13 protein-coding genes and 1 pseudogene are annotated in these 12,462 nt (G+C 76.6%); 5 read left to right on the top strand and 9 right to left on the bottom strand.

What is annotated here, in order from left to right; translation table 11 throughout:
- Positions 1 to 12: 12 nt before the first annotated feature.
- The 4 genes from C8D89_RS19860 to C8D89_RS19845 all read right to left on the bottom strand — a co-directional run bounded on the left by C8D89_RS19860 (position 13) and on the right by C8D89_RS19845 (position 2,632).
- On the bottom strand, positions 13 to 489 hold the full coding sequence (locus C8D89_RS19860) for a DUF7144 family membrane protein (protein WP_116709867.1): 477 nt from the start codon (positions 487 to 489) through the stop codon (positions 13 to 15).
- 81 nt (positions 490 to 570) lie between these two features.
- Positions 571 to 1,239, bottom strand: a complete 669-nt coding sequence (locus C8D89_RS19855) for a CBS domain-containing protein (protein ID WP_116709866.1) — start codon at positions 1,237 to 1,239, stop codon at positions 571 to 573.
- Positions 1,236 to 2,108, bottom strand: a complete 873-nt coding sequence (locus C8D89_RS19850; RefSeq protein WP_165825817.1) for a universal stress protein — start codon at positions 2,106 to 2,108, stop codon at positions 1,236 to 1,238. The genes C8D89_RS19855 and C8D89_RS19850 overlap by 4 nt, the downstream gene beginning before the upstream one ends.
- Positions 2,105 to 2,632: a flavodoxin family protein gene (locus C8D89_RS19845; protein ID WP_116709864.1), complete on the bottom strand. Its 528-nt coding sequence runs from the start codon at positions 2,630 to 2,632 to the stop codon at positions 2,105 to 2,107. The genes C8D89_RS19850 and C8D89_RS19845 overlap by 4 nt, the downstream gene beginning before the upstream one ends.
- Positions 2,633 to 2,792: 160 nt before the next feature.
- Here C8D89_RS19845 and C8D89_RS19840 point away from each other — a divergent pair, with 160 nt between their 5' ends.
- From C8D89_RS19840 to C8D89_RS19825, 3 genes are all read left to right on the top strand, one after another.
- Positions 2,793 to 3,200, top strand: a complete 408-nt coding sequence (locus C8D89_RS19840) for a CBS domain-containing protein (RefSeq protein ID WP_165825816.1) — start codon at positions 2,793 to 2,795, stop codon at positions 3,198 to 3,200.
- A gap of 92 nt (positions 3,201 to 3,292) precedes the next feature.
- Positions 3,293 to 4,855: a DUF4389 domain-containing protein gene (locus C8D89_RS19830; RefSeq protein ID WP_207787327.1), complete on the top strand. Its 1,563-nt coding sequence runs from the start codon at positions 3,293 to 3,295 to the stop codon at positions 4,853 to 4,855.
- A 143-nt stretch (positions 4,856 to 4,998) separates the two neighbouring features.
- On the top strand, positions 4,999 to 6,291 hold the full coding sequence (locus C8D89_RS19825; protein ID WP_116709862.1) for a cation:proton antiporter domain-containing protein: 1,293 nt from the start codon (positions 4,999 to 5,001) through the stop codon (positions 6,289 to 6,291).
- Between the two features lie 34 nt (positions 6,292 to 6,325).
- Here C8D89_RS19825 and C8D89_RS19820 read toward each other — a convergent pair whose 3' ends face one another.
- The 4 genes from C8D89_RS19820 to C8D89_RS19805 form a co-directional block, all read right to left on the bottom strand.
- Positions 6,326 to 7,858: a bifunctional aminoglycoside phosphotransferase/ATP-binding protein gene (locus tag C8D89_RS19820; protein ID WP_341477328.1), complete on the bottom strand. Its 1,533-nt coding sequence runs from the start codon at positions 7,856 to 7,858 to the stop codon at positions 6,326 to 6,328.
- Positions 7,855 to 8,763 carry a universal stress protein gene (locus C8D89_RS19815; protein ID WP_133251983.1) on the bottom strand — a complete coding sequence of 303 codons (909 nt, stop codon included), beginning with the start codon at positions 8,761 to 8,763 and terminating at the stop codon, positions 7,855 to 7,857. The genes C8D89_RS19820 and C8D89_RS19815 overlap by 4 nt, the downstream gene beginning before the upstream one ends.
- Positions 8,763 to 9,650 carry a universal stress protein gene (locus tag C8D89_RS19810; protein ID WP_116709860.1) on the bottom strand — a complete coding sequence of 296 codons (888 nt, stop codon included), beginning with the start codon at positions 9,648 to 9,650 and terminating at the stop codon, positions 8,763 to 8,765. The genes C8D89_RS19815 and C8D89_RS19810 overlap by 1 nt, the downstream gene beginning before the upstream one ends.
- 147 nt (positions 9,651 to 9,797) lie before the next feature.
- Positions 9,798 to 10,616: a DUF6544 family protein gene (locus tag C8D89_RS19805; RefSeq protein ID WP_116709859.1), complete on the bottom strand. Its 819-nt coding sequence runs from the start codon at positions 10,614 to 10,616 to the stop codon at positions 9,798 to 9,800.
- 140 nt (positions 10,617 to 10,756) lie between these two features.
- Here C8D89_RS19805 and C8D89_RS19800 point away from each other — a divergent pair, with 140 nt between their 5' ends.
- Together C8D89_RS19800 and C8D89_RS19795 are read left to right on the top strand one after the other, a co-directional pair.
- On the top strand, positions 10,757 to 11,212 hold the full coding sequence (locus C8D89_RS19800) for a CBS domain-containing protein (RefSeq protein ID WP_133251982.1): 456 nt from the start codon (positions 10,757 to 10,759) through the stop codon (positions 11,210 to 11,212).
- A gap of 82 nt (positions 11,213 to 11,294) precedes the next feature.
- A complete protein-coding gene (locus C8D89_RS19795) occupies positions 11,295 to 12,050 on the top strand; it encodes a SpoIIAA family protein (protein ID WP_165825815.1) in 756 nt (251 codons plus the stop codon).
- Positions 12,051 to 12,127: 77 nt separating this feature from the next.
- Here the strand turns inward: C8D89_RS19795 and C8D89_RS28795 are convergent.
- Positions 12,128 to 12,462, bottom strand: a pseudogene (locus C8D89_RS28795) (hypothetical protein); the annotation flags it as partial.

The raw sequence follows: 12,462 nt of genomic DNA, 5'->3' as shown, positions 1-12,462 counted from the left end.
GGGGCGAGCGGGTCAGCCTCGGGCGTCCAGCGGCGCACCCCAGGTCGTGATGAGCGCGTAGAGGATCACCACGTCCAGGGCGATGACGACGATCGACCAGACCGGCGCCACCGGGATGGCGATCAGGTGCACGATCGCGCTCAGCCCGACGAGGGCGATCCCCGCACCCCGGGCCCAGGTCGGCGCCTCACCGAGCAGGCTGGCCCCGACGATCGCGACCAGGGCGCCCAGGATCAGGTGGATCCAGCCCCACGTCGCCCACGACAGGACGAGCACCGTCCCGGTGGCGGTCACGAAGTACGTCGGGCTCACGATGGCGGCCAGGCCCTCGATCACGCCGAACACCCCGACGACCACCATCACGACGGCGCCGAAACGGACCCATCCGGCCCAGGCACTCATCTCCGGAGCCGGCGCCGGCGCGCCGCCCGTCGTCCCGGCCGGTTGCGCCCGGTACTCGGGGCGTGCCCCGGTGGTCTGCTCGCTCATGGCTCCTCCTCCCACTACCCACGGATCGGACCCGTCGATCGACGAGCCCGTCGTGACGGTCACCCGGGCCGTGGCCCGCGGTCAGGGACCAACGGCCTGCCTGCGCCGGTCGCCGGTCCCGACTCCGACGGTCGGCCTGCTCAGGCCGCGAACGGCGTGCACCGGGCAGGAGTCGCGGCGGTGGGTCGCGACGTGCACGGTGCCGGGGACCGCGGCCGCGAGGACCGTGGCAATGTGCTGCTGCACGGGGTCGTCCTCCTCGTCGCAGAGCACGATCCCGCCCCGGTGGGCGTGGACCTCCCACCGATGACACCCCGCGTAGGCGTCCAGCCGCCGGGACACGGCGAGACGCAGGTCCTCGTCGCTGCGCCCGAGCACGCGCGCCACGTCGCGACGCGTGATGATCCCGACGAGCCCGCCCTCGCCGACCACCGGCAGGCTGCGCAGGCCGCGGTCCACCATCAGCACGACGGCCGCGGCGACGTCGGTCCACGGCGAGACGGTGCACACCGCCCGGGTCATCACGTCGCCCACGGTGCGCGCCAGCGCGTCGTCGCGGTCTCCTGGACCGTGGCGCACCCGCCCCCGGAGGACGTCGGACTCGGCGACCACCCCGACCAGCCGACCGTCCACGCTCACCACCGGCAGGAGGGCCACGCCGTGCTCGGCCATCAGGGCGGTCGCGTCGCGGACCGTGGTGTCCGGACCCACGGTGATCACCGGGGTGGTCATGACGTCGCCGGTCCTCACGTCCCGACCTCCGAGCTCAGGGCGACCGGCGCGACCGGTCCGGCCGTGGCGTCGGTCGACGGGCCCGGCGGCACGACGACCACGGGGCACGAGACCCGCCGGACGAGGTCGGGCCGGAGGGGGCGACGCCCGTGGAGCGGGCCGTCCTCCTCCACGCCGAGCACCACCAGCTCGGCGTCGCGGGACTGCTCGGCGAGGACGCGGTCCGCGCGGTCCTCGGCGATGACGACGTGGACGGCGGGCGGGTGCCCCGGTCCGACGCCGGGGACCTCGTCGGGCAGCAGGCGCGCCTCGCGTCCGGCGCGGACGACGACCAGCGGGACTCGCCGGGCCGCGGCGCGGTGCGCCGCGAAATGCAGGGCACCGCGCGCGCCGGCCGTGCCGTCGTCCCCGACCACCACCGCGCCGCGCGCGTCCGCCGGCGTCCGCTGGGCACAGGCGGGGGCGACGACGACCAGGGGGACGTCGACATGCCCGGCGAGTCCGCGCGCGACACCGCCCAGGACCCGCTCGCCGAGCGGGCCGAAACCGTGGCTGCCGATCACGAGGAGGGAGGCCGTGCGCCCCTGGGTCCGCAGCAGCTGGACCGGCTCACGCTCGATCACCTGCTGGTCGACGACGAGACCCGGGACGACCCCGTGCGCCTCGTCGCGCAGGGCGCGCAGCTCCTGCCGCGCCCGGCCGAGCAGGCCCTGCCGCGGGTCGACGCCGGTCGGCGGACACCCGGGGTGGCCCCGTCGGGGCGCGACGAGCCCGTGCACCAGGCGCAGGTGGACGCCCAGGGCGCGCGCCTCGGCGGCGGCCCACCGCACGGCGGGCTCCTCGTCGCCCTCGCCCGAGACCCCGACGACGACGGGCTCGCCCGTCACGACGCACCCCCGGCCGGCACGGCGATCGCCGCCGCCAGACCCGCGCCCCAGGCGCGGGCCCGGTCGAGCTCGCCGTCGACCAGGGGGCCCTCGGACCCCTCGACGAAGAAGCTGTGCGGCGTGTCGACCGTGGTCGCGCCGCGGCGGCGGAGGCGCCGGCGGATCGCCCGGGCCGCGGAGCCCGGCACCCGCGGCCGGTCGATGCGGGTGTCGAAGGACGCGGCCAGCAGGTCCGGGCGCGACGGCAGGGCCTCGAGCCACTCCCGCACCCCGTCCGCGCGGGACACCGTCGCCCGGCCCGTCTTCTGGGCCGCGTCCCGCCGGGTCGACGGGCGGCTCATGCCGAAGGCGTGGGTGGGCCCGCCCACGACGACGAGGCCGACGTCCGGGTCCGGGACCGCGGCCGCGACGCCGACCTCGACGAGGTCGACCGGGACGCGGGTGGCGAGACCGTCGGCGATCGCGCGGGCGACCGCCTCGGTGTTGCCGTACATCGATTCGAAGACCACCAGGGCCCGGGACATGGTCCACCTCCTCCTGCCGCCGCCACCCTGACGGCGGGGCCGCGGCGCGGGCAGGGTCGAACGGGCCGCGCGGCTCGGGACGACGGGCAGGGCGGTCGGGCCGCGCGACCGGGACCCTCGCCCCTGCCGCCCGGCGTGCCGTGCGCGTGCGATGGGCGCCATGGCGACGACCCGGTCCACCCCGCACGAGCCCTCGCTGCGCCTCCACCCCAGCCGCCCCGTGCGGGTGGTGACCGAACAGGCCACGGTGGCCGACGCCCTGCGCGTCATGCGGGTGGCCGGCGTGCGGCACCTGCCGGTGGTCGCCGAGGACCGGTGCGTGGGGCTGCTGGTCGACCGCGACCTCATCGCCGCGGCGGTCGACGGCGTCACCGGTCCCGTCGGGCGCCTGGCCCGCCGGCCGGTGCCGACCGTGGAGGCCGGCGCGTCGTCACCGCAGGTCGCGCGGGCGGTGCTCGCCGGTGGGCTCGAGGCCACCCTCGTCACCGAGGACGGCGTCGTGGTGGGCATCGTCACCGCGACCGACGCGCTCGCCGCCCTCGCGCACGCCGACGATCCCCAGGACTGAACGCCCGGGCCTCCCGGTCCGGTCGGCCCTGCTGCGCTGCGGTCGACCGCTCGACCCTCCCGGGGACACGCCCGACCGAACGGGAGGCCGTCGTGACGACCACGAACCCGCCGCAGTCCCCGCAGTCCCCGCAGCCACCGCCACCCCCACCGCCTCCGCCGCCGCCCCCGTCCTATCCGGCTCGGGTCCGCGGCGAGCTCGATCCCGGGCTGTCACGGTGGCTGTGGCTGGTCAAGTGGCTCCTGGCGATCCCGCACTGGTTCGTCCTGGCGTTCCTGTGGATCGCGTTGGTCGTCGTCGGCGTGGTCGCCTTCGTCGCGATCCTTGTGACCGGCCGCTACCCGCGGGTGCTGTTCGACTTCACGGTGGGCGTGCTGCGCTGGTCGTGGCGCGTCGCCTTCTACACCAACGCCGCCTTCGGCACCGACCGGTACCCGCCGTTCAGCCTCCAGCCCGACCCCGACTACCCCGCCGACCTCGAGGTCGAGTACCCGGAGCGGCTCTCGCGCGGACTCGTGCTGGTCAAGTCGTGGCTGCTGGCGCTCCCCCACCTCCTCGTGGTCGGGCTGCTGATCTCGAGCCCGTGGTGGGTGTGGCAGGACCAGGGCTACGAGTGGTCGGTGGGCGCCGGCGGGCTGATCGGGCTGCTGGCCCTCGTCGGCATCGTCGTGCACGCGGTGCGCGGGTCCTACCCGCGGCCGCTGTTCGACCTGGTCATGGGGCTGAACCGGTGGGTGCTGCGCGTCGCGGCCTACGTCACGCTGCTGACCGACCGCTACCCGCCGTTCCTGCTCCAGCCGGGCGAGCGCGAGCCGGACGTCCCCGCCGGCGCTGCTCCGGCTGCGGCTCCCGGACCGGCTGGCGCTCCCCCGGCAGTCGCTCCCCCGGCAGTCGCTCCCCCGGCCTCCGGTCCCCAGACCGCCCCGCCGGTCCATCCCGCGCACTCGGGCTGGAGCGCGGGCCCGATCGTGGCGCTCGCCCTCGGTGCGCTGCTGTGCCTCGGCGCGGTGCCGCCGGTGATCGGTGGGGTCACCGGGCTCGCGGCCGACGCCTCGGCGCGGGACTCCGCCGGCTTCCTCACCACCCCGCCGACGGTCGTCACCGGCGCCGGCTACGCCGTGCGCTCGCCGGAGCTGCTGCTCGACCCGAGCGGTACCGCGACGTTCTCGCCGGGCGCGGCGCTGGGCGTCGTCCGGGTGCGCGCGGCGGCCCTGGAGCCCGGCCGCCCGGTCTTCGTCGGGATCGCCCCGCGGGCATCGGTGGACCGCTACCTCGCCGGGGTGGCGTCCGGCACGGTGACCGACCGGGAGGGCGCCACCCGGCCCTGGGTCGTGGAGCAGCCGGGCGGTCCGCCGGCGACCCCGCCCTCCGACGCGGGCATCTGGGTGGCGCAGGCCTCGGGGGCGGGGACACAGACGCTCACCTGGCGGCCCGCCCCCGGCGACTGGACCCTCGTCGTGCTCCAGCCCGACGGGCGCCCCGGGATCGACGTGGCCGCGGACGCCGGGGCCACGGTGCCCGGGCTGCGGGGGCTCTCGCTGGCCCTGCTCGTGGCGGGGGCGGTACTGGTGGCGCTCGGGGTCACCGCGGTCACGGCGGCGGTCGCCGCGGCCCACCGCCGGGGTCGCGAGGCAGCGGCCCGCGCGCCGGTCTGACCCGCCGAGGGAACGCAGCTGAGCCCGGTGGTGTGCGCGGGTGCCGGACGGCGGCGGCACCATGACCGGTGCCGCCGTCGCGCCGAGCTCGAACGGTGGCCGCGCACGACGACGGCGCGGCCGCAGGCTCCCGGAGAGGACCGATGACGTGGGCACTGGCCTCGATCGGCGTGTTGCTGATCGGGTTCGCGGTGGTCTCGGACCGCCTGGAGGCGTACAACCTCAGCCCGGCGATGTTCTTCACGACCACCGGGCTGGCCTTCGGGCCCGGCCTGGGGCTGCTGGACCTGCCCATCGGCGGACGCGAGGTGCAGCTGATCGCGGAGGCGACGCTGACCCTGGTGCTGTTCACCGACGCCTCCCGGATCTCCCTGCGCCGGCTGCGCCGGGAGTACACCGTGCCGCTGCGGCTGCTCGGTCTCGGGCTTCCCCTGACGATCGCCGCCGGCGCCGGCGCGGGGGTCCTGCTCCTCCCCGGGGTGGGGATCCTCGAGGCCCTCGTCCTCGCCGTCATGCTGGCCTGTACCGACGCCGCTCTGGGACAGGCCGTGGTGACCGACCGCCGGGTGCCCTCGCGCGTCCGGCAGGGCCTCAACGTCGAGAGCGGGCTCAACGACGGGCTGTGCGTTCCCCTGTTCGTCATCGCCGTTGCCCTCACCGAGGCCACGGAGCAGACCGTGACCGCGTGGAGCGCCGTCACCATCGTCGTGGAGGAGGTCGGATTCGGGCTCGTCGGCGGGATCGTCGCGGCGTTGCTCGCCGGGATGTCGCTGCGATTCGCTGCGCGCCACCACACCATCAGTCGGCCGTGGGTGCAGATTCCGAGCGTGGGCGCGGCGACCACCGCGGCGGGGACCGCGCTCGCCCTGGGCGGGAGCATCTTCATCGCGGCCTTCACGGCAGGCCTGGTGTTCAGCGCCCTGCGACCGGACCACGGTCCCGAGGTGACCTACCTCGTCGACCAGAGCGGCGAGCTCCTCAACGCCGTCACCTTCATCGTCTTCGGCGCCGTGATCCTCGCCCCGGCGCTGCGGCACCTGTCCTGGCAGCTGCTGGTCTACGCCCTTTCCAGCCTCACCGTCGTCCGCGTGCTGCCGGTCGCGGCTGCCATGATCGGAACCGGTGCGCGCAGACCCACGCTCGCCTACCTCGGGTGGTTCGGGCCGCGCGGGCTCGCCTCGATCGTCTTCGCCGTGACCCTCCTCGACGAGGCGACTCTCGAGCACGGGCCCACGCTGCTGGCCGCGGTTGTCGTCACGGTAGCTCTGTCGATCTTCCTGCACGGCGTGACCGCCAGACCGCTGACGGTGCGGTACGCCCGCTGGTACGGCGAGCACCCGGCCGGGGCGCGCCCCAGGATGGAGACCGTGTCCGCGGCCGAGCACCGGTGGCGGACACCCTGGCTCGGGCATCACGGCGACGGCGCCATGCCGTGAGCGTCCGCACGTCGGCGGAGCCTCACCGCTCCGATCAGACCTCGACGACCGTCCAGCGGCCGTGCGGGCGTGATGAGCGCACCGCCGCCAGCGCCGCGGCGACGGCGTCGTCGACGGTGCCCGCGGTGTCGATCGCCGTGGCCTCGGGCCAGGGGTCGGCGTCGGCCGACATCACCGCGGCCACCAGCGGGGTGGCGTCGGAGGCCGACCCGTGCCGCCGGCGGATCCGCTCGTCGGCCACCGCGCGCGGTGCCTCGCACCGCAGGGCGGTCAGGGGCACCGCGCTGCGGGCGGCCAGCGCGGCGGCCGCCTCGCGCTGTGCGTCGGCGGTCCACGACGCGTCGAGGACCACCGACTCGCCCCGGGCCAGCAGGTCCCCGGCGCGGCGCAGGAGCTCGGCGTAGGTGGCGTCGGTGTGCTCCGGCCGGTACAGGCCCGTGCGGTAACCGGCGGCGGCGCTCGTCTCCGGGTCCAGGCCCGCGATCTCCTTGCGCACCCGGTCGCTGGACAGCAGCGTCGCCCCCAGCCGGTCGGCGAGGCCGCCCGCCACCGTGGACTTGCCCGTGCCGGGCAGGCCGCCGACGAGGACCAGACGCACCCGCCCGGCCTCGAGGTGGCGGGCGGCGAGGTCGAGCAGGTCGCGGGCCAGACCGGCGCCGTCGCCGCCCTGCTCGACGCGGATACAGGTGACCGCGGCGCGGACCGCGGCGCGATACGCGACGAAGTGGTGGCGCAGCGCCGGAGGTGCCGGGTCCGCGCTGAACTCCGTGTACCACCGGAGGAAGCGCTCGGCGAGGTCCGCCCCGCCGAGGCGTTCCAGGTCCATGGCGAGGAACCCGGCGTCGTCGAGGCCGTCGACCCAGCGCAGGTGGTCGTCGAACTCCAGGCAGTCGAGGATCGCCGGGCCGTCGGGCAGGCAGAAGACGTCGTCGGCGAGCAGGTCGCCATGCCCGTCCAGCACCCGGCCCTCGGCGATCCGCCCGTCGAACACCGGGCGCCGGCCGTCGAGGAACTCCCCGGCCCGGGCGACGACGTGCTCGACGAGGTCGGCGGGCAGGAGCGTCCCGGCGTGGCGGCGCAGCCCGTCGAGCACGCCGGCCCAGCGGGACCGGGCCGCGTCGACGGTGCCCTGCCGGTCCACCTCGGGTCCTCGCGCCGCGGTGCTGTGGAACCCGGCGAGGCGCCGCGCCACCGCCCGCAGGTGCTCGTCCACGGGCTCGCCCGCCCGGACCAGCGCGGCGAGGCTGCGCTCGGCGGGCATGCGGCGCATCGCGACCAGGTACTCGGAGGCGGTGCCGTCGGGGCCGAGGAGGACCTCGAGCCCGAGGTACGCCTCGGGGCTCAGCCGCCGGTTGAGCGCGATCTCGCGCAGGCAGGCCTCGCGACGGCGCTCGAGGGTGGTGAAGTCGCAGAACCCGAGGTCGACCGGCTTCTTCATCTTGTGGACGCGGTCCCCGGCGAACCAGAGCACCGCCGTGTGGGTCTCGGCCACGGCGGGCGCGAGACCGGCGCCGGTGGCTGGGGGTTCGGAGGTGGGCGCCGCGACGCGCAGGACGGCGTCGCTCACCGCACGCTCTCCGGGACCCCCACCGCCGTGCCCTGCAGGGCGCCCGGCCCGAGCACGACGACCGGGCAGGTCATCCCGAGCAGCACCGAGCGCGCCGTCGACCCCGGTCCCCGCATCGTCGCGTCGGGGGTGTGGCGCCGGTGGCCGATCACGAGCTCGTCCGCCCCGGCGGCCCGCTCGAGCAGGGCGCGAGCCGGTCGGTCGGCGACGACGGTGGTGCTCACCGGCACGGCGGAGGCCGACCGACGCGCGGCCGCCACGGCGGCGTCGAGCTCCCGCTGGGCGGCGGCCAGGTCGGCCTCCGGGACGTCCGCGACGTCCGGGACCTCCGCGACCTCGTCGGCGTCGGCCGTCCCGGCGCCCTCTCCGGACGCCACGACCCGGACGGCCTCCAGCGGCACGTCGAGGTCGGCCGCGCTCCGCAGCGCGACCGCGAGGACCGCGGCGGCGTGCGTCCCGTCGTCGACACCCACCACCACCGCCCGCCGGTTGACCACGCCCCGGGGCGTCGGTCCGCGGTACTCGGGGATGACGAGGACCGGGCAGGGCGCCTCGGCGACCGCCCGCTCGGTGGTCCGTCCGGCCTCGCTGCCGAGCCGGCGGTGCCGGTCCCCCAGGATGAGCACGGACCCCGGACCGCAGGCCCCCACGAGGTTGCCGGTCACGTCCCCGACCCGGCACGCGAGCCCCACCACGAGGTCGGGCGCGACGCGGGCGAGGTAGGCCTCGGCGCGCCGCCCGCCGTCGTCGTGCCACGGCGCGGGCGGCGTCTCCGGCCCGTGGGCGTGGACCAGGCAGACGCGGCGGCCGCGCCGCCGGGCCTCGGCGATCGCGCGGTCGAGCACCCGCAGCCGGAGCAGCCCGTCGTCGACGCCGACCACGACGGCGTCGTCCCTGCCGGTCATCACACGCCCTCCTCGGCCCACACGGTCTCGGGCGCGATCCAGCGCGCCGCCGCCCGGGACGGCAGCACCGCGACGGGACAGGGTGCGGCCCGGACGACGGCCTGGCTGGTCGACCCCACCAGCGTGCCGACGAGCGCACCCCGGCCGCGCGACCCGAGCACGACGAGCGCCGCCCCCCGACGCGCCTCGCGCAGGAGCTCCTCGCTCGGCGTCCCGTGGGCGACCGTCTCATGGAGGCGCACTCCCGGGTGACGCTCGAGCATCCCGGCCCGCGCCTCGGCGATCACCCGCCGGCGGGCCTCCCCGTCGGCGTCCGGCTCCCGGCGCGGGGCCACGGCGACCGCCGTCACCCGCACACGCCAGCGGTCGGCGACGTCGGTGGCGAACGCGACCGCGCCGTGGGACTCCGGTGACCCGTCGACCCCGACCAGCACGGCGCCGGTGTGCGCCTCCACCGGGTCCCACCGCGGCGGAACCACGATCACCGGGCAGATGCCCTGCGACATCGCGTGCACCAGCGTGCGGCCGAGGGTGAGGTCGAGGGCGCCGTCGAGGGCCCGGGACCCGAGGACCAGCAGGTGCGCCCGCTGTGCGGTGGCGACCAGCGCCGGGCCGGCGACCCCGTCGACCACCGAGAGGCGGATGGTCAGGTCCGGCGCGTCGACGGCGGCGATGCGCCGCGCCTGCTCGAGCAGCGAGAGCGCGCGTCCGGTCGGGGCGTACAGCTCGTCGTCCGGGCGGTGCGACGGCGGGAGCACCTGCACCAGGTCGAGGGGCAGGTGGCGACGATCGGCCTCCCGGGCCGCCCATCCCACCGCCCGCAGGGTCGACGGGTCACCGTCCACCCCGACGACCACTCCGGCGGGGGGAACCGAGCGATCGATCATCCTTCTGCCTCCTCGGGTCGCACTACCGGCGGCCGGTGGCCGCTGTCCACGCCCCGAGCCTCCGGCGTGCGCACCCCTCGACGGCAGGGCCGGAAGTCCGTCGTCGGAGAGCCCACCGGGGGCCCGAGGTCCCGGGCGCAGCGGGGGTCAGCCGATCTCGCCCTCCGCGATGTCGTCGGGGACCGCGTCGAGATCACACATCTCGCCCAGGACCGGTCCCGTTGCGTGGACGGGCTCGAGGTCGGTGATCTGGAAGCGCAGGACCTCGCGCACGGGCCCGGGCGAGTCGAGACGCCAGCCGAGGACGCCCGTGCTCGGCACGGTGAGGCCGTGGAAGGTCCGGTGTTCCAGGACCTCCACGCCGAAGGGCACGTCCCGGAAGAAGCCGCTGCCGTCCGGGTCGCCCCACCGCGCCGTCGTCACGCGCCGGGGCAGCCCGCCGCGGTGCAGGGTGAGGCGCAGCCGCGCCGCCGTCCCCGCCACGTCGAAGGCGACGGCGGCCGTGTCGCGGTCCTCGACGCTCCAGCACACGCTCTCCGACGGCTGGAGGACCGACGGGACCCACATCGCGCTGAGCGCGGCGTGCGCCAGGTCGGCGCGCGCGAGGTCCGGGCCCACCAGCGCCGGGTGCAGGCACCGGCCGAGCAGGGTCGTCCGCCGGCGGGCGCGCCCGGCGACCCACGAGTCGACGACGCGCAGGACGCCGGCCACGCGCAGCTCGCGGAAGTAGCCGTGCCTCGGGAGGGTCACCTCGTGCCCGCGGTAGGGCCACCAGGCGCGGCCGATCCGGGCGACCCCGCGTGTCCGCAGGCGGGCGCCGACCACGTCGCGGGCCGACGGGGCCAGTGAGCGCTCGAGTAACCGGGCCGCGATCGCCGGGTGCGTCCCCGGGCCGTCCTCGAGCACCGGCATCGTCCCCGGGTCCGTCCCCCGCGCATCCGTCGCCACCATCACGTCCTCCTCCATCGGTCGATCTCCGGGCACGATGGGGGCGGGAAGCGGCGCGGCGGCAGGGTCTCCGGCGGTCTGTGGGGCCGCCGCCCGACCCGGTCCCGCCGGGTCCTCCGGCCCTGATCGGTGTGCGCGCCCGTGGCGAGGGTCCGACCATGACCACCACCGACGTGAGCACCACGGCTCGAGGGCTCGCCGCGCCGCCCGTCCTCGACGACCCGCCGGTGGGCCTCGTCATGGATCTGCTCGCACCGATCGAGGTGCCGAGCTCGACCGAGGTCGGCACCGCCCTGCACCGGCTGCGCGAGCTCGGGCGCGAGCACGTCGTGACCCGCGCCCACGGCCAGGTGCGTGCCGCGTCCGAGGCCGACCTGCTGCACCACCTGCTCGACGGCGGTCATCGCGCGGCCCGCATGTCCGACCCGGTCTCCGCCGTGGCGACGCCGGCCCCGACCGTCGCGCCGACGACGCGCCGGTCGTGGGCGGCCGAGCTCATGCTCGCCGGCGGCGCCACGCTGTTGGTCGTCGCCGACGACGACGGCCCGTGCGGCGTCCTCGATGCGGGGACCCTCCTGCACAGCGTGGCGCGGGGGTGGCCCCGATCGGCGTGACGACGCCGCGCAGGACCAGCGACCCGGGCCCCCGGGCCGTCCGGCCGGTGTCGGTGCGGCACGCCCGGCGTGGACTCGACGCATGATCGAGACTGACCCTGACGTCCCGGCGGGGATCGACGCCGTCCGCGCGGTCGGCACCCTGAGCCGGGAGGACTACGACGCGGTCGTCGTACCGATGCTCGACGCCGCCGCCCGGGAGGGCCGTCGCCTGCGCTTCCTCTGCGTCGTCGACGAGGACTTCCGCGGCCTCACCCCCGACGCGGCCTGGGCCGACGTCAAGCTCGGGCTCGCCGCGATGCGCAACCTCGAGGGCTGCGCCGTGGTGAGCGACCTCCCCTGGGTGCGCGACACGACCCGGCTCGCCGGCTTCTTCCTGCCCGGGCACGTCCGGGTCTTCGGCGCCGGCGAGCGCGACGAGGCCCTGCGCTGGCTGGAGTCCCTGCCGGGGCGGCTCGCGACCGTGCGGGTCGACCCGGCCGCGGGCGTCGTCGTGGTCGACGTCGGTCAGGCGCTGCGCCGCGAGGACGTCGAGGTCATCGCGTCGGCGGTGGACAGCTGGCTCAGCGACCACGCCGAGCTCCCCGGCCTCGTCCTGCACGCCCCGTCGTTCCCGGGCTGGGAGAACGTGGGCGCGCTCGTGCAGCACCTGCGGTTCGTGGGCGGGCACCAGGGCCGGATCGGCCGGGTCGCCCTGGCCGTCGACGGCCAGCCGGTCGGCATCGCCGCGCGCATCGCCGGCACCCTGCTGCACCCGGAGGTCCGGCAGTTCGCGTCCGCCGAGGTCGACGAAGCGGTCGTGTGGGCCGGGGCGGGGGCCCACGCGCAGACGGCCTGACGAGCAGGACCCCCCGGGGGGACGCGCAACCGGATCACACCATCGGCAGGCGTCCCACACCTGATCTCCGCTGGGGGTCAGAACGGAGGAGGGTCGTCGAGATCGGCGGTCGGTGTCGGTGTTGGTGTCGGTGTTGGTGTCGGTGTTGGTGTTGGTGTTGGTGTTGGTGTGACCGTGACGCGTCGGGGTGCGGGCCGGCCGACGGGTTCGGCGACCGCTTCCGGGTCGTCGTCGGGCCAGCTGTCGTCGTCGGGCCAGCCGTCGTGGGGCAGGGGTCGTGGTCGGGCGGCCGGGCGTGGTGGGGGTAGCGGTTCGAGGATGCGGCGGGGCTCGACGATGTGGGTGATGCCGGCGCGGGTGCGGATGACGAACCGGCCGGGGGTGGGTTGTCGGATTTGCCAGCCGGCGACGT

The sequence above is a fragment of the Actinomycetospora cinnamomea genome (genome assembly GCF_003096675.1).
GTDB classification, from domain to species: Bacteria; Actinomycetota; Actinomycetes; order Mycobacteriales; family Pseudonocardiaceae; genus Actinomycetospora; species Actinomycetospora cinnamomea.
The sequence above is the reverse complement of the archived record's forward strand: the minus strand, read 5'-3'. Positions and strand labels throughout refer to the sequence as shown.